The sequence below is a fragment of the Pseudonocardia tropica genome, from assembly GCF_040105315.1.
GTDB lineage: Bacteria > Actinomycetota > Actinomycetes > Mycobacteriales > Pseudonocardiaceae > Pseudonocardia > Pseudonocardia alni.
Genome location: NZ_JBEDNP010000010.1, coordinates 102596 through 118846, shown reverse-complemented (window position 1 = coordinate 118846; position 16251 = coordinate 102596). Strand labels below are relative to the sequence as shown.

16 protein-coding genes and 2 pseudogenes are annotated in these 16251 nt (G+C 71.0%); 3 read left to right on the top strand and 15 right to left on the bottom strand.

Going from position 1 to position 16251, the window contains the following annotated elements; genetic code table 11:
* Positions 1–20: 20 nt before the first annotated feature.
* From WHI96_RS17840 to WHI96_RS17790, 11 genes are all read right to left on the bottom strand, one after another.
* On the bottom strand, positions 21–1304 hold the full coding sequence (locus WHI96_RS17840) for an NAD(P)H-dependent oxidoreductase (protein WP_345644284.1): 1284 nt from the start codon (positions 1302–1304) through the stop codon (positions 21–23).
* Positions 1304–1867: a dTDP-4-dehydrorhamnose 3,5-epimerase gene (gene rfbC, locus WHI96_RS17835; RefSeq protein WP_345644287.1), complete on the bottom strand. Its 564-nt coding sequence runs from the start codon at positions 1865–1867 to the stop codon at positions 1304–1306. The genes WHI96_RS17840 and rfbC overlap by 1 nt, the downstream gene beginning before the upstream one ends.
* 120 nt (positions 1868–1987) lie before the next feature.
* A complete protein-coding gene (locus WHI96_RS17830; RefSeq protein ID WP_345644290.1) occupies positions 1988–2566 on the bottom strand; it encodes a DUF4232 domain-containing protein in 579 nt (192 codons plus the stop codon).
* 66 nt (positions 2567–2632) lie between these two features.
* Positions 2633–3265 (bottom strand): arsenate reductase/protein-tyrosine-phosphatase family protein, encoded by a 633-nt coding sequence (locus WHI96_RS17825; RefSeq protein WP_349302412.1) that lies wholly within the window; start codon positions 3263–3265, stop codon positions 2633–2635.
* A 162-nt stretch (positions 3266–3427) separates the two neighbouring features.
* On the bottom strand, positions 3428–4768 hold the full coding sequence (locus WHI96_RS17820) for an HNH endonuclease signature motif containing protein (protein WP_345644296.1): 1341 nt from the start codon (positions 4766–4768) through the stop codon (positions 3428–3430).
* Positions 4769–4842: 74 nt separating this feature from the next.
* Positions 4843–5355, bottom strand: coding sequence for a hypothetical protein (locus WHI96_RS17815; RefSeq protein WP_345644299.1), 513 nt, complete (start codon positions 5353–5355; stop codon positions 4843–4845).
* 127 nt (positions 5356–5482) lie between these two features.
* Entirely contained in the window at positions 5483–5824 is a 342-nt protein-coding gene (locus tag WHI96_RS17810) for a hypothetical protein (RefSeq protein ID WP_345644302.1), read from the bottom strand.
* Positions 5821–7560, bottom strand: a complete 1740-nt coding sequence (locus WHI96_RS17805) for a zinc ribbon domain-containing protein (RefSeq protein ID WP_345644305.1) — start codon at positions 7558–7560, stop codon at positions 5821–5823. Before WHI96_RS17805 ends, WHI96_RS17810 begins: the two co-directional genes overlap by 4 nt.
* A 42-nt stretch (positions 7561–7602) precedes the next feature.
* Complete coding sequence (locus tag WHI96_RS17800; protein WP_345644308.1) at positions 7603–7986, bottom strand: hypothetical protein; 384 nt, start codon at positions 7984–7986, stop codon at positions 7603–7605.
* A 604-nt stretch (positions 7987–8590) separates the two neighbouring features.
* Positions 8591–8800 carry a hypothetical protein gene (locus tag WHI96_RS17795; RefSeq protein ID WP_345644311.1) on the bottom strand — a complete coding sequence of 70 codons (210 nt, stop codon included), beginning with the start codon at positions 8798–8800 and terminating at the stop codon, positions 8591–8593.
* A gap of 433 nt (positions 8801–9233) precedes the next feature.
* Positions 9234–10034, bottom strand: coding sequence for a hypothetical protein (locus WHI96_RS17790; RefSeq protein ID WP_345644314.1), 801 nt, complete (start codon positions 10032–10034; stop codon positions 9234–9236).
* Positions 10035–10465: 431 nt separating this feature from the next.
* Between WHI96_RS17790 and WHI96_RS27890 the strand changes: the two are divergent.
* The 3 genes and pseudogenes from WHI96_RS27890 to WHI96_RS17780 form a co-directional block, all read left to right on the top strand.
* Positions 10466–10915, top strand: a pseudogene (locus tag WHI96_RS27890) (NAD-dependent epimerase/dehydratase family protein); the annotation flags it as partial.
* On the top strand, positions 10822–11502 hold the full coding sequence (locus WHI96_RS27885; RefSeq protein ID WP_425571584.1) for an NAD-dependent epimerase/dehydratase family protein: 681 nt from the start codon (positions 10822–10824) through the stop codon (positions 11500–11502). The pseudogene WHI96_RS27890 and the gene WHI96_RS27885, both read left to right, overlap by 94 nt.
* 123 nt (positions 11503–11625) lie before the next feature.
* Positions 11626–12419 (top strand): annotated as a pseudogene (locus tag WHI96_RS17780) (transposase family protein).
* Between the two features lie 71 nt (positions 12420–12490).
* Here the strand turns inward: WHI96_RS17780 and WHI96_RS17775 are convergent.
* From WHI96_RS17775 to rfbB, 4 genes are all read right to left on the bottom strand, one after another.
* Positions 12491–13336, bottom strand: a complete 846-nt coding sequence (locus WHI96_RS17775; RefSeq protein ID WP_345644320.1) for a hypothetical protein — start codon at positions 13334–13336, stop codon at positions 12491–12493.
* Positions 13337–13460: 124 nt separating this feature from the next.
* Positions 13461–13811, bottom strand: a complete 351-nt coding sequence (locus WHI96_RS17770) for a hypothetical protein (protein WP_345644323.1) — start codon at positions 13809–13811, stop codon at positions 13461–13463.
* 717 nt (positions 13812–14528) lie between these two features.
* The gene (locus WHI96_RS17765; protein ID WP_345644325.1) at positions 14529–15128 is read right to left on the bottom strand and encodes a dTDP-4-dehydrorhamnose 3,5-epimerase family protein; all 600 of its coding nucleotides are present in this window, start codon (positions 15126–15128) and stop codon (positions 14529–14531) included.
* Entirely contained in the window at positions 15125–16108 is a 984-nt protein-coding gene (gene rfbB, locus WHI96_RS17760) for a dTDP-glucose 4,6-dehydratase (RefSeq protein WP_345644327.1), read from the bottom strand. The genes WHI96_RS17765 and rfbB overlap by 4 nt, the downstream gene beginning before the upstream one ends.
* Positions 16109–16251 lie beyond the last annotated feature (143 nt).

The following is a 16251-nucleotide window of genomic DNA, read 5'->3' as shown; positions in this document are numbered from 1 at the left end:
CGCCGCGGCCTGCGGGCCGCTCAGGCGAACAGCTTCTCCTGCTCCTCGCGGAGCGCGTCGACGAGCCGGCCCGGGGGCAGGGTGACGTCGTCGTAGGTGAGCACGGCGTCCTTCGCGACGTCGCGCACCAGCGTGCACCCCTCGGCGACGCCCATCGGCAGCAGCCGCTCCGCGCGCGTGACCGGCGAGGACTCTGCGACGCCGTAGGTGTCGTAGCCGCCCAGCCCGTCGACCGTGTGTCCTGCCTTCAGGTCCTGCTTGGCGGTGGCGACGACGTCGACCCGCTGCCCGGCGGGTGGGCTCAGCGCGGCGTCGGCGAAGTCGACGGCCCGCACGATGGTGTTCGGGACCTCGAAGTGACACAGGTGGTACGGGGTGTAGAAGCTGTACAGCGGGCCCTCGCCGAGCTTGTACAGGTTCAGGTAGTGGCGCTGCTTCGGGTCGTCGTGGGTGCCGAGCACGTAGATGCCCGGGCCCGGCTTGGCGCCGACCACGTAGTCGACGACGCCGCCCAGCTCGCGCAGCTCGTCGACGTCGTAGGCCGCGGTCAGCTCGTCGACGTGCCCGGCGTGGTCGCGGCCGTACATGCCGCGCTTGCCGACGGTGAAGCCGAACGCGTTGGCCACGATCGCCTGCTCGAACGACACCTTGGTGCCGTCGGCGAAGCTGGTGACCATGTAGGGGTCCTGCCCCCACTTCTCGGCGAACGCCTGCTGCGTGGTGGGGGTGCGGTACTCGTCCTGCAGGCCCTTGATGTTGCCGGCGACGAGCGGGGTGACCCCGATGCCGCGCACGAAGCGCAGCAGGTTGGCCTGGACGCCGGGCTGGTCGCCGTCGGCACCGGTCAGGACGACCCCGGCGGCACGGGCGCGGTGCGCGAGCAGCGGGCCGACGGTGCCGTCGAGCTCGGCGTTCATCGTGACGACGGGCAGCCCGCGCTCGATCGCGGCGACGGTGACCCGGGCGCCGAACTCGACGGCGCCGGTGACGTCGACGAGCACGTCGACGTTCTCCGCGGCGAGCAGCGCGAACGCGTCGCCGAGCACGGCCGGGACGCCCTTCGCGACCATCGCCTCGACCTGCGCGGTCGTCGACACCTCGACCGGCTCCAGCCCGGCCTCGGTGTAGGCGCGCACGGCGGTGGCGACGGTGCGGTTGGCGATCGCGACGACGTCCATCCCAGGGGTGGAGTTCACGATCTGGTTCACCAGGCCGCGGCCCATGAACCCGGCGCCGACCAGGCCGACCCGGATCGGGCGGTTCTCGGCGGCGCGCTTCGCGAGGGCGGTGTCGAGGATCAGCATCAGCGGGCTCCGGTGACCGACGGGAAGTCGGCGTTGTCGGCCAGCAGCGGCCAGTTCGCGTCCTTGTCCGAGACGTGGTCGACCGCGTGCGGCCACTCGACGTCCAGGGCCGGGTCGTTCCAGCGCAGGCCGCGCTCGGCGCCCGGGGTGTAGGGCGTCGAGACCTGGTAGATCGTCGTCGCGTCGGGGGTGAGGGTGAGGTAGGCGTGCGCGAAGTTCCGCGGCACGTACATCGCCCGGTAGTTGTCCTGGGACAGCTCGGCACCGAACCACTGCAGGTAGGTGTCGGAGTCCGGGCGCAGGTCGACGATCACGTCGAAGATCGCGCCGCGGACGCAGCGGATGACCTTGACCTCGGCGTTGGGCTCCAGCTGGTAGTGGAAGCCGCGCAGGGTGCCCGCCTCGTGGTTGTACGAGAGGTTGCACTGGGTGATCGTCGGGTCCAGCCCGGCGTCGCGGAACTCCTGCTCGCAGAAGGCACGGGCGAAGAAGCCGCGGTCGTCCTCGAGTCGCTTCAGGTCGATGAGAGCCGATCCGGGGAGCGGGGTCTGGTGAATCTCCACGCCCGGCATCATCGGCCAGAGCTGATCGCCCGTTATCGGGTACCCCCGCGCGGGTGGCGCACACGACTCCGGCGGTGACGGGGTGTGTGCCACCCGCGGCACGGGGTGACCGAGACGGGGTCAGACGGAGCCGGGCGCCACCGGGTGGACGTAGGTGCCGGGGCGGGTCGCGCCGTCCTGACGGGAGACCGGGCCCTGGTCCCACTTCAGCGTCGTCGACGTCGTCTCGTCCGGCGCGGTCACGACGATGTCGGTCGGCGTCCAGCTGTCCCCGGGCAGCCAGGTGATCACGGTGTGCGCGGTCCCGCCCGGCTTGACGACGACCGCGGTGGGCTCCTCCCCCGCCCGGGGCAGCGAGTAGGACGGCCCGAACTGCGGGTCGTCCGGGCCGCGCAGGTCGACGCCGCCGAACCCGGTCATCGTGCAGGGCGCGTCGGAGGTGTTGCGCCAGACGATGGTGGTGTCCTTCTGGTTGTCGCCGAGGGTGGTGCCGACCGATGCCTGCACGGTGCTGCTGGTGCAGCGGGCCACCTCGCCCGCCTCCGACGACGTCTCCCCCGTCGGCTGCTGCGCGGCCGCGGTGGGCGCGGTCGACAGCGCAGCCGGGGCCTCGGACGGGGCGGCACCTCCGCCGCACCCGGCGACGAGCAGTCCGGCCGACAACAGTCCGATCAGGAGTGGTGTGCGGTGATTCGTCATGTCCGACACCGTTCTCCGGTTCGGGGGAGCGTGCCGCGCGGGAGGCGAGAACCACCCGGCCGAGGGTCAGACCCGCGTGCCCACCCGCGGCGCCAGCTCGCCGACGATGCCGTGCACGGCCGCGAAGATGAGGCGGACCGCGTCGTGGTGGGCGGACTCGGGCCCGCCCATCGGGTCGGGGACGGTGTCGTCGGCCGGCGGGATGGTGCCGCGGGTGGCACGGGCGAGGTCGACCAGGCCGCGCCCCCGCTTGACCAGGTCCGGCGGCAGCACCGTGGTGTCGGCGGCCGCGACGAGGCGGGCGAACTCGCGCAGCGCGAACGTGCGGTCCAGCAGGTGCGGGTAGCGCTCGAGGACGGTGGAGCGGTGCCGGACGTTGGCACCGAGCACGAGGTCGACCCCGGCGACGGTCCGGTCGTCGAGCTGACGGGCCCGGAACGTCTCGGCCCGCGCGTCGAGGCCCCAGGGGGCGAGCTGGGCGCGGGACAGCGGGTGCATCGGGCCGTTCACGACGGCGGCGACGCCCGCGCTGGAGATCTGCACCCGCGCGGCCTCCCGACCGCCGAGACGGCCGACGAGCAGGTTCCGCATCAGCAGCTCGGCCGCGGGCGAGCGGCAGATGTTGCCCGTGCACACGACCAGCACCCGGAGCCGGTCGTCCGGCCCGGGCTGCGTAGGGACGTGCGGCGGACGTGCCATCGCCCCAGTGTGGAACGTGGGCGGCGGTTCCTGCAGCGTCGCGTGTGCTTCGGCACGCTCCACCAGCGCGGTCATGGGCCCTCCCCCGACGGTTCGTCCTCCGTTCAGTCGCCCGTGCGGGCCCCTCCATTTCCGCCGAACGGCCGAGGACCCCGGAGATCGTCAACGTTGATGACACGGTGTGACTCCGGGCACGCGCGGGCCGGGGACGGCGCCGACGACGGCGTCGAGCGCCACGGGTGGGCGCCCGTCGTCGTGGTCGTGCCGGTGGCCGACCAGGTCGGGCCGGTGCAGGGGGTTGCGGCGCGGGCCGCCCGGCGCCCAGGGCGGCGGGTGGAACAGCGGGAACCCGCCGACGATCTCGATCGTCCAGTCGCCGGTGTGCACCATGCGGTGGTGGTGCGGACACAGCAGCACCAGATTGTCCAGGTCGGTGGTGCCCCCGTCCGCCCAGTGCCGGACGTGGTGGGCGACGCACCACTGCGGCGGCGCCTCGCAGCCGGGATGCGCGCACCCGCCGTCGCGCTGGGCGAGGGCGCGGCGCTGCCCGCGGGTCGCGAGCCGGGCCTCCCGCCCGACGAACAGCGGCTCCCCGGCCGTGCCGAGCACGACCGGGACGACCCGCGCGTCGCAGGCCAGGCGCAGTGCGTCCCCGGCGGCGAGGGCGGCGGACAGCCCGCCGGCGCCGAACCCGAGCAGTCCGGCGCCGGTGCCGGTGGTGAGGGTGTCGAGCGGGACGGTCACGGTCACCGTGACGGGCTGCCCGTTCTCCACGCCCAGGTCTCCCGTCGCGAGCATCCGCCGCGCGAGCTCCACCAGCCCGTCGCCGGAGCGCTCGGCGGTGGACCGCTCGTCCCTCGCCCCAGTGGGCCCGTCCGGCGGGACCGGCGCGGTCAGCGGGGACAGTGCGGTGCGCAGCATCGCCGCGGACTCGGTGTCGAACCAGCCGCGCGCCTCGAAACCGGCGCCCTGCGGGCGCAGTGTGAGCCGGTTGCGCGACGGCTTCGGTTCCCGCGGGCGCGGCCCGTCGGGGTCCAGCAGGGCGATCGCCCGCCGGCCGAGTTTCTCGACGGCGTCGGGATCCAGGGTGCGGGCGTGGTGGACGAGGTCGGCCTCCAGCACCGGTCGGTGCTCGTGCAGGTGCGGCGGCAGCATCGTCAGCACGCGCTGGACCACCCGCACATGCTCGGCGCCGACCGCGCCCTCGGCGAACGCCGCGGCCAGCTCGGGCAGCTCCGCGTCCACCCGCTCCCCCGTGATCAGGTACAGCGGGGACAGCGCCCGTGCCGCGTCGACCCGGGCGCGGGCGGTGGCGCGCGAGACGTTCTGCACGGTGCGCAGCAGGTCCGCGGTGTCGCGGAATCCCCTGTCCCCGGCCAGTCCGCGGGTGGCGATCTCGGCGACCAGCGCGACGAGTGAGGCGGACTCGCGGTTGATCCGCTCCTGGACGTCGGCGACCGCGAGGAGGAGCTCCTCGTCACCGGCCTGCCAGACGTCGTCCACGCAGTCGACTTTACTCGACCATACGTTCGAAAACAGCTCGTTGAGCTGGGTGGACGTCGGGCGGCGGCGAGCGGTCAGCCGGTGAATCCGTCCATGATCCCGTCGCCGTCCAGGTCGGACCCGCAGGCCGCGGTCCCGTAGTAGCTGCTGGTGGGGTCCGAGCAAGCGGACTCCAGCCCGTCCCCACTCACCTCGTGCTCCTCTGCCTGCAACTGCTCCAGGTACTCCCGCTGCGCCTGCTCCTTCGCCGCGATCAGGTCGGGGCAGTTCTTATTGGTGATGTAGTGCGGGTGGGCCGGGTCCTCGAACTCCGGGGCCGCCGTCGGCTCGCAGGTGTAGAGCACCGGCTCCGGCTCGTCCGCCACGAACGACGCGAGCGGCGCGTCCGGCACCACCACCGGCGCGGGCGGCGCCGGGAACTCCCGCGCGACCACGCCGGAACCCGTCGGAGCCGGGGCCGCGACCGCGATCACCGGCTCGGCGGAGGCGACGGACGCGATGCAGAGCGCGGCGGCCGTCGTCGCCGGCACCAGCCCGGCCAGCAGGGCGCGGGAGAGGGAACGGCGTGGGCGGCGGTGCGTCGTCATCGTGCGGTCTCCCCGGTCGGCCGGGCCGCCGGCGCGACCCTCACCTCCGCTGGATCGCTCCGGACGGACCAGGCCGTTATCGGCCGTTCGGCGGCTTCATCGGAACTGACGAGACGGCGGGCCGCGATCAGGGTCCGAAGAGCGTCATGACCAGGTCGGTGATCTGCGCGATGTTCGCCCCCGTCCCCAGCACGGCGGCCGCGCGTGTCCGCACAGACGCCCACCGGCTCCGGACCGCCGGCCGGTCGGGCTCGGCGAGCACGATCTCGGCGGTGAGCCCGTCGAGCTCCCGTACCGCGGCCCGGGCCTCATCGCCGTCGACCTCCAGGAGCCGGCCACGCAGCGCGGACAGTTCGTCGGTCAGTCGGCCGACTGTCACCGCCGTCGAGTGACGGGCGTCGACGTGGGCGTCCGGGCCGACGGCGGAGCGGTCGAAGTGCGCTCCCTGGAAGTTCCAGTTGGTGCTCATCGGTTCCCCTTCGTCGCCGTGGCGGCTGCCGGACCGGTGGTGACCTTCGCGTCCGGTCCGACGGCGGAGTTCGAGAAGTGCGATCCGCGGAAGTCGTTGATGGTCTGGGTGAACGCCTCCTGGAACTCGACGGCGGAGTAGCCGAGCCGTTCCAGGTGGGCGCCGACCGACCGGAGCAGTACGCGGTCGATGATCTCGCCGTACCGCAGCACGTCGGTGCTCTGGAAGTAGCTGCGGAACTCGTCGCCGACCGCCAGCTCGCGCAGGCTCGGGCCTACGCCGTAGCGGTCGGGAACGAGGGTGCCCTCGGGCTGCGGAATCCGGCGCGCCGACCAGCACTGGCGGATCCGGTCCGGGATCGTCGCCGGGAACCGGGCCAGCTCAGCGCACGCCCGTCCGAATCGGCGCAGACCGCTCACCGGTTGGTCGATCTCGCGGAAGCTCTCGGGCAGCGGGGGCAGGACGCAGTGGACGCGCTCGACGTAGAGGTTCTTGTCGTCGGCGCCGACGTGGACGAACGTGGACAGGACCAGCTGCCGGTCCCAGGTCTCGACCCGGTACCGGCGGTAGTAGCGGGCCCACTCCTCGGGGGCGACGGCGAGGGTGCGCGCCTCCCGCTCGTCGAGCGTCGTGTACGGCGGGCCGTCGGTGAAGGGTTCGTGCAGGACCGGCAGGACACGGGCGGCCAGCGGACCGTCGGCGTGCTCGGCGACGTCCTCGGCCGAGGTCATCACGACCTCGTCGAACCGCAGCGCGCCGAGGCGTCCGCCCGGCCCGAGCGAGGACGCGCGACGCAGGTCCGACAACGCCTCCTCGATGGTCGCGTGGACGCCGAGGACGTCGACCGGAGCGGGCTCGTCGACCGTCTTGTCCCGCGCGACGAGCGAGATCGCGAGTGCCTCCTGGGCCCGGACGAGGCCGGCACCGACGAACGGATCGAACCCGCGGTGCACGACGAGCGGGACGCGGCCGGGCTGGTCGCCCGGCTCGACACCGGCGTCGATCCGTGCGATCCGCGCGCCGTGCTGGTCGTGTCCGAAGGTCCGCAACGTCCGCTCGGTGTCACTGCCAGGTAGGACCCGCGGGTCGGGCCGGAAACGGGTCCGCCGGAACCGGCGGCGGGTCAGCCAGCCCACCCAGTACGCGTCCGTCCCGAACACGGCCACGATCACCGCGAACAACACGGCTGCCACGTACCCGCTGCGCAGCGCCAGGATCAGCTCCGCGAACCCGCTGCCGAGCTGCCCGCCGAACACCGTGACGAGCTGGGCGATGCCGTAGACGACCTCGTAGACGAGTGCGCCGGAGGCGACGCCCGCGACGAGACCCGCGACCACGGCGCCGGTCACGACGACCGGGGAGCGGCCGAAGCCGAAGCGCTGCACGATTACCAGCGCGGCGGCGAGCACCAGCCACGCGGCGAAGAACCCCGGGCTCACGAACAGCAGCAGCACGAACAGGACGGTCAGGGTGCCGTCACGGACACGGCGCCGGGATCGGGACGCGAGCGCGTCGCGCAGCACGGCCGGCACGTTCACCCCCGGCGACGGCGGCAGCGCCCGGACGGGCTCGACGGTGTACTCGTCCAGGACTCGCCGGCAGAAGTCCGCGTCGCGGTGGACCGCCGCACACAGCAGACGTGTGGAGTCGTCGCGCAGGAACGCGCCGCAGGAGCCGCAGAAGCGGGCGGTCTGCTGATGGGCGACGCCGCACTCCGGGCAGTGGACAGGGGACACGGGTCTCCTCGGTGATGGTGGTGGGGTCGGACGGGATCGAGGTCAGCGCGGCGCGGTGTTGCCGTCGGGCCCGTCCTGGGCGATCCGCTTGGCGAAGCAGTCGTCGGCGCCGATGCCCTGCTGGTCGCACCAGGCGTTCGCCGCGTCGGACGTCGTGAAGCCCTGCCCCTCGACGAGCACCCACAGCCCGCCGGTGCGGAAGGACGAGTAGTCCGACGAGTTCAGCAGCAGCACGTCCGGGTAGCTGCCGGCCATGGAGCGCACGTGGTCGAGGACCATGTCGTCGTCCCACGTCGTACCGTCGATGACCATTCCGGCCCGCTTCGAAGACAGCTGCGGCACCCAGTAGCCCTGCAGCGACGCGACGGTGCTCCGGTCGGTGTCGGCGAGCGCCTGCAGAGCGGCCGAGGAGTCGACCGGCTCCATGCTCCATGTCGTTGTGGGCGGGGCGGCCGTCGACGTCGTCGTCGGGACCGGCGGGGGCACAGGTCCCCCTCCGGCGGAGCGCGTGTACAAGTAGCCGCCGCCGGCGGTCGCGACGACGACCGCCAGCACAGCCGCCACGGCCAGCACGACGTTGCGCGGACCGCGATCGGTGGCGATGGTTCGACCGTGCCCCGTCTGCGGCTGCCACTGCTCCTGCGGCCGGGCCGGAGCCGGACGGGTCGCAGGCTCCGGTACCGCGCTCCCGGGCTCCGGGACGGGTCGCGCCCCGGTCGGTGTGCCGCAGCCGTTGCAGAACCGCACACCGGCACCGACGTGCTCCCCGCACTGGGTGCACACGCTCATGACTCCCCCCGCCGCGTCGTCGATCACTTGTCACGAACGGTCGGCGGGCGTGCGCGGGGTGTTAGCGGTTGCGGGACCCGAAATGAGCTCTCGGAGGCGAAATCGTCAGCGCTGACGATGTGGGGTCACGATGTCGTCACGGCGATGACACGGGACGATCGAACGCGGCGTCTCGCCCTACCCGGAGGAACAGCACGGGCGGACGGCACGGATCCGCGGACGGTTCGCATCCGCTCGCCCGTCAGCGACTCATCCGGCGCAGGTCGGCGAGGTGCTGCTCGAACACCCTCCGGTCGTCCTCGTACTTCTTCTTGAGGTCCGTGGTCCGCTTCGTCTCGTCGGCGGTCGCGGCCTTCTCCCTGTCCGACGCCGGTCGCTGGCGCTTCAGACCGGACAGCCGTTTCGTGGCGTTCGCGATGTCCCGATCGAGGAGCTTGATCGCATCCGTCACCAGCCGGGTCTGGTCCCTCAGATTGCGTTCCAGCGTCAACGGGCACCTCCGTGTCGGGACCGACGGCGCCGAGCCCACGCCGTCGTCGCCGTAGTGATCGAGTATCGGGACGGATCCGCAGGGTCACCAGCACCGATCGGCCCATCCGGACACGAGCCACCGGCATTCGGGCCGGCCGAGGGCCCGATCCACCGGGCAGCCCCGGCTCACGTCCGGTCGCCTCCGGTCGTGGCCTGGAGCAGGTGCCGGCGAAGCGATCTGACCTGACGCCGCGACGTCGGTGCTGCCGGGCCTCGAACTTGCTTCTTCTGTTCGGTGCCCTCTTCATCCGATTCCTGGTTTCCGCCTCTGTGGATCTCGGCGCCGTCAGTATCGAGCCACGGTGACGATCACGGCTATCGACCGCTCGGACCAAGTCGCCGGAGCAGCAGCGTCACTCGCGATACCACAAGAGCTGATCGAGTTCGGCCAATGAGACTCCGACCTCCTGAGCCATTGCCCCCGCGACGACGAATCCGGCTGCGGCATCAGCCGGTGGGATCTGCACCCCGAACGTCCGCATCTGTTTCAGAACGCGCACATCGGGTTTGATCGTATCGGCGCCGCACAGCAAACGGCAGTACGCGAACAGCGCAGGACCGATCCCGTGGACCGATCCGACGTAAGGATCGATCTTCGGCGCGAGTTCCAGCCCCGCCGTTCCCACGGCCCAGCCGGCACAGGCTCCGTCCTCGTCCACCGCACCGTGGGTAGCGCCGTAGCGCAGCAAGCCCGAGGTGACCTCCGCGATGGTGCGGGGCTCGTGCCGCCGGAGCCCGAGCCCGTCGTACGACCCCGGGTTGTCCCGCAACCAGGCCAGGGTGGGAGTACCGTCGACCTGCCTCATCCGTGCAGCCCACCGATCCAGCATTGGCACGACACGCCTGTCGTACCGACGCTGGTTGGAAAGCACGACGTCGAGCACCATCAGGCCACGCTTCCCGATGAAGTGGGTGCGAGCTGCCCTGGCACGATCACCGGCGACGGCGCCGCCGTCGGCCCACGCCGCACGCAACCGCTCGATCGCCGTGGACCATCCGGGAGTACCGCGGAGCGCCTCGAGACCGAGGGCATGGACGGGGCTGTCCGGCGCATTCATGGTGACGATGGTGCCCGTCAGAACAGTCCTGCGATACGTCACCGTCGGCAGTTCATACCATCGAGCTCGGCGAATGCGGGAGCCGCGCTCGGCCACCGAACTGCTTGTTCCGACGGCTGTCCCTGGACTCGCCGTCGGTTCGCCTTCACATCAACGACCGGCTTCTTGCGCCCGATCCGCGATCGTGTCCAAACCGATTGCGATGATCATCGTTGACATCGAGCCGGCCACCGCCATTCATCATCGTGAACGGGGCTGCCGAGAACGAGTCGACGGTACATGTCGCGAACATCCGGTCCTGCCTAGAACTCCATGAGCGGGCGACAACGGCCCACGGGACGGAGGACGATCGTGCGACTCCTGCGAATCCTGGCCGGGATCGGCCGCCCTCGTAACCACCCTGGCCGCTTGCTCGCAGGCAGGCCCCCTGCCACCCGATCCGACACACGCTGTCGCGATCGTGGCTCATTCCAAAGCCGCCACACTCGAACCCGATCTCGGACGTCGTCGGCGCGACCAGCGCCGAGGTGGATCTGGTCGACCGCGCGGCCGTGTTCGCCCACCTGGCCGACGTCCGGCCCGACGCGCTCGTGCTCGCCGCGGCGAAGGTCGGCGGCATCGTCGCCAACGACTCGTTCCCGGCCGAGTTCCTGTCGGAGAACCTGCGCATCCAGGTCAACGTCATGGACGCCGCCCGCGACGCCGGGGTGCGGCGGCTGCTGTTCCTCGGCTCGTCCTGCATCTACCCGAAATACGCCGACCAGCCGACCCGCGAGGACTCGCTGCTCACCGGGCCGCTGGAGCCGACGAACGACGCCTACGCCGTCGCGAAGATCGCTGCGATCATGGGCGTCCAGTCGGTCCGCAAGCAGTACGGACTCCCCTGGATCTCCGCGATGCCGACCAACCTCTACGGGCCCGGCGACAACTCCCACCCCGAACACAGCCACGTCCTCCCGGCCCTCATCCGCCGCTTCGACGAGGCCGCCCGCTCCCGTGCCCGCGAGGTCGTGCTCGGGGCACCGGCACCCCGCGCCGCGAGTTCCTCCACGTCGACGACCTCGGCCGCGCGATCGTCCACCTGCTCGACCACTACGACGACCCGCAGACCATCAACGTCGACGTCGGCACCGACGTCACCATCCGGGAGCTCGCCGATCGTCGCCGGGTACGACGGCGAGATCGTCCAGGACACCAGCCGACCCGACGGGACACCGCGCAAGCTGCTCGACACCAGCCGCATTACGGCGCTGGGGTGGGAGCCGACGATCGGGCTGCGGGACGGGATCGCCGGGACCCACCGGTGGTTCGTCGAGCATCACGCCGAGGCGCGGCTGGCGGGGTGGGTGTGGCCCGCACCGGCCACACTGCCGCCGGCAAGCGCTGCACCGCAGTCGTTGCAGAACCGGACGCCCGGTCCGACCGAACCCCCGCACTCGGGGCACGCGCTCATGACTCTCCCGACATGTCGTCGATCAACTGCTACTTCCGGTCGGCGAATGTGTGCGATCCGTTATCGCCCGAGGTGCGTCGACCCGGGAATGAGACGGGTAATCGTCAATGAGCCTTTGCCAACCTCGGTGGACGTGCTGGTCAGCGGACTGCGGCGTGTCGTGGCCTCGAATGGGTGAAGCTCCTGGTAGACGGGCGATTGACTAGATCAACACGTCCCACCAGGAGCTTCAAGGTGTTGTCCTACCCGTCTGGGATGACCGTGTCCAGCCGCGCGCTCAACCTGCTCGCCGATCTCCTGCGCGGACACCGCGCCGCCCGTGGAACCCGGTGGCGCAAGCTCGCCGCCGGCCGGGCGCTGCTGGTGGTCGCGCACCTGCGCAAGAACGACACCTACGCCGAGTTGGCCTGCGGGTTCGGGGTCGGCACCTCCACGGTCTACCGCTACATCCAGGAGGGGATCGAGCTGCTCGCCGCGAAGGCCCCCACCCTGGAACAAGCCATCGAGGTCGCGAAACGGAAGGCGTTCGTGATCCTCGACGGCACCCTGTTGCGCATCGACCGGGTCGGGATGGCATCGGGCTACGACCGGGCGTTCTACTCTGGAAAGCACAAAGCCCACGGACTGAACGTGCAGGTCATCGCGGACCCGGTCGGCCGCCTGGTGTGGATCTCCCCGCCGATGCCGGGCGCGCGGCACGACATGGGCGCAGCCCGCGAGCACGGGATCATCGACGCCCTGGCCGAGCATGAGATCCCCGCGCGGCCGACACCGCCTACCAAGGCGCCGGTCCTACGGTCGCCGTGCCGCAGCGGCGTCGACGTAAGGACCCCGACACCGGCCGATTCCGGAAGCTGTCGCGACACCAGAAGGACGTGAACACCGCCCACGCCCACCGTCGCGGACCGGGCGAGCGGGTCAACGCCGAGCTGAAGAACTGGCGAGTCCTGCGCAAGATCCGGTCCAGCCCGAACACCGCCGACAGGCTCATCGCCGCAGTTCAGACCCTCATGATCGCCAGCGCGTGATCAGGTTGGCAAAGGCTCAATGCTGACGACACGGCCGATCCCGCTCGTCGGGTCGGCCGGTCGCACGCCGGTCAGCTCGGGCGTCGTCCTCCCGGGCTGAATTCGAACCGAACGCCCGGTGCGTCGACCGGGATCTGCACGACCGAACGTCCGATCCCGGCGGACCAGTCCCGCGGAATCAGGTAGTACCTGTTCCCGGCGGCGACGAGCAGCCGGAGTCCGTCGTAGCGGTAGCGGTAGGAGTCCGGTGTCTGCTCGCGGGAAGTGTACTCGGCCACTCCTGGGCCGGCGAGCTGAAGCGGACGCGTGCTGATGACGACGACTCCCAGACGCAGATCCGGCTCGAGCGCGTATCGGGTCGCAAGCCCCCGGCCGACCTCTCTGGCGTAGTCGGTGAGGAGCCAGAAGGTCGAGGTGACGAGAGCCAGCGTCACGAGGACGAGCACGGCCGTTCGTGCAGCGGCCGGCTCGGCAGGTTGATCTTGCCAGCGCTCCCGCCATCTCAGGCGTATCCACCGTCCGTACGCCCATGCGCTTCCACCGACGCCGATGGCTGCAGCTGTCACGAAGGGTGGCAACGCCCATGCACCGGCCGACGCACCACAGATCGCGATGACGGCTCCGGCGGTCGTCGCCGAGCCCGCGATCAGGAGCAGGCCGCCCAGCCTCAGCAGACCCGGTGGACCGACCCGGTCGACGGCGCGTGAGACGCGGACGTGGGCGATCACGGCCGCGACGCCGAGGAGCAGCGCGGCCAGGAGTGGTCCGTAGAGGCTCTCCACGCTTCGGAGCAGGAAGTCCTGAGTCGACATGTTCAGGACGGCGACATCGACGCCGAACTCCGCGAACAGGCTCTGCGTCCTGACGTAACCGAAGTAATAGAGCAGGCCGGTGATCACGGTCGCCGGTGCGATCACGGCGCCGACGGCCTGGCTCGTCGACTGGAGGCGTCCGGTCGGCGCCGGGTCCGGGTGGTCGCTCCGCACTCCCGTCGGGCGTCGGAGCCCGACCGTGCGACGCGGCTGCTGCCGGCTCCCGCCGTCACTCGGTGGCACGACCAGCCACGTTCAGAGCGCCGGCGGCGCCCATGAATCCGGAGTCCCAGGTGATGACGGTATGCCCGTACTCGGCGGAGCGTTCGAAGTCGCGGCCCTGGCCCTCGAGTTCATCGGACCAGGCGCACGGGAAGTAGTTCGTCGCCGTACAGACGTGACGGAGACTCATCGACAAAGATGCGCTGGCGTCGCCGCCCCGGGTCGGCGCGAAGGTCACGTCGATCGTGCATGTCCCTCCGGGCGGCAGGGTGCGTCCGGAGCATCGGTCGTTGGTCAAGAGGAACTGCTCGCTGTCTCCGGCGCGGAAGCCGATCTCGGTGATCTCGATGCTGTGCATCGGGAAGCCGGATACGGTCAGCCGAACGGGCCGGGAGGTGCTGCCCGGGGCCGCGATCCCGATGAACAGCTCGAATCCGACGGTGTGCGGTTGTCCCAACTCAGGTCCAACCGGGGTGAAGCCGGTTCCCGTGAAGGCACCGGAGTCGCTGGACTCGAGCGGAGAGGCGAGGCCCGGGGCGTACTTGGCCTCCTCGTCGCTCAGCGGGCCCCCGGTCTCCGGCGGGGCGCCGCCCCCTCCCTCCGCAGGTGCTAGGGGTTCGGACGACGGTGAGCCACCCGGTTCTCCCGGCGAAGCGGACTCGGACTGCACACGGTCCCACCCGGGAGGCACCGGATCCTCCGACGGCGTCGGTGCAACGCCGGAACCTCCATCTCCGGCATCTGCCACGTGACCGTCCGGAACGGCCGCCGACGGTGTGGCCGCGTCGCTCGGCTCCCCGGGCCGGGCCGTGGTTGACACCGGCGGCTGGACCGGACCGGGCGTCGGCAACAGCGGAAGGTCGGAGGCCGCCCCGACGCTCTCGCAGGCGACCAGGGCAACACAGCTCAGCACGGCCAGACCGAGGCGGCGGGATCGCCCGAGGCCCCGGGGCCGGGCGGCGCGCGCCGCGCGCGCGGCACCTGAACGTGACCGCTCTCTCACAGCCCGTGACTCGCTCGTTCGATGGTCCCTGTTAGGATCGGCTTACCTTCGAACCCCTCCAGCCGTATCGGGCTAGGAACACAGACGTGCGTACCAGTCCTGACACGCCTCCCACGTCGGGAGTGCACCGGCGGCCCGCGCCTGCTCCAGCGTCGGCGCGTCCCGGTCCTTCTCGGACAGCACCGGTTCGATCCCGTCCGCCCACGGCAGCGCCAGGTCCGGATCGACCGGGCTGATCCCGTGCTCACCGGACGGGTTGTACGACGCCGAGCACAGGTACCCGACGACGGTATCGTCGGTCAGCGCCTGGAACGCGTGCCCGAGCCCCTCGGAGATGTAGACGGCCCGCATCGACTCGCCATCGAGTTCGACGGCTTCGTGCCGCCCGAACGTCGGTGATCCGACCCTGATGTCGACGATGACGTCACGGACAGCGCCGGCCGCGACATACAGGTACTTCGCCTGGCTCGGCGGTACGTCCGCGTAGTGCACGCCGCGAATGACCCCACGGCTCGATACGGACTGATTCGTCTGCACGATCGCCAGGTCGAACCCGAGTGCCTCCCGGAAGGCCGGCCCTTGGAACGGGGCTGTGAACGATCCGCGGGCATCAGGGAAGACCGACGGCTCGAACAGCCATGCGCCGGCGATCGCGAGTTCGGTGGCCTTCACGCGCCGAGCCCGTTCTTCGACGGCTCCCACCATGCTCGGTTGTCGCGGTACCACGCGACGGTCTCTGCCAGGCCGTCCTCGAACGAGTGGCGCGGTTCGTAGCCCAGCTCGTCGCGGATCTTGGACCAGTCCACCGAGTAGCGGCGATCGTGACCCTTCCGGTCCGGTACTCGCTCGATCATGTCGTCGCCGACGCCGACCGCTTCGAGGAGTCGCGCCGTGAGATCGCGATTCGCCAGCTCCGTACCTCCACCGATATTGTAGATCTCCCCCGCCCGGCCCTTCGCCGCTGCCAGGGCGATGCCGTGGCAGTGGTCATCGACGTGCAGCCAGTCCCGCACGTTCAGGCCGTCGCCGTAGAGCGGCACCTTCTTCCCGTCGAGCAGGTTGGTGACGAACAGCGGGATCAGCTTCTCCGGGAACTGGTACGGCCCGTAGTTGTTCGAGCAGCGGGTCACGACGACGTCGAGGCCGTGCGTGCGGTGGTAGCTGCGCGCCAGCAGGTCCGAGCCCGCCTTCGCCGCCGAGTACGGCGAGTTGGGCTCCAGCGGGTGCTCCTCGGGCCAGGACCCGGAGTCGATGGAGCCGTACACCTCGTCGGTGGAGACGTGCACGAACCGGCCCACCCCGCCGTCGAGGGCGGCCTGCAGCAGCATCTGGGTGCCGACGACGTTGGTCGTCACGAAGTCCGCGGCGCCGGTGATCGACCGGTCCACGTGGGTCTCCGCGGCGAAGTGCACCACCAGGTCCGCACCGGCGAGCACCTCGGCGACTCTGCCGGGGTCGCGGATGTCACCCCGCTCGACCCGCAGGCGGTAGGAGCCACGGACCTCGGCGAGATTCTCCTCTCGCCCGGCATAGGTGAACGCATCGAGCACGACGATCTCCGCCCCGGCGAACGCCGGATGCTCATCGCGGACCGCCGCTCGTACGAAGTGCGAGCCGATGAACCCGGCGCCGCCGGTCACGACCAGTCGCATGGCCACCTCGTCAGTTTTGTGGAGGCCCCCGCGAAGGGGGATCGAGAATGCTAGCTTTCCACAGTCGAGCACCCGATCGTGTCTGGGGATACCTACTCGCCAACGTTGTGCCGGGTGGGTTGTAGACATCGAATCACCAACCA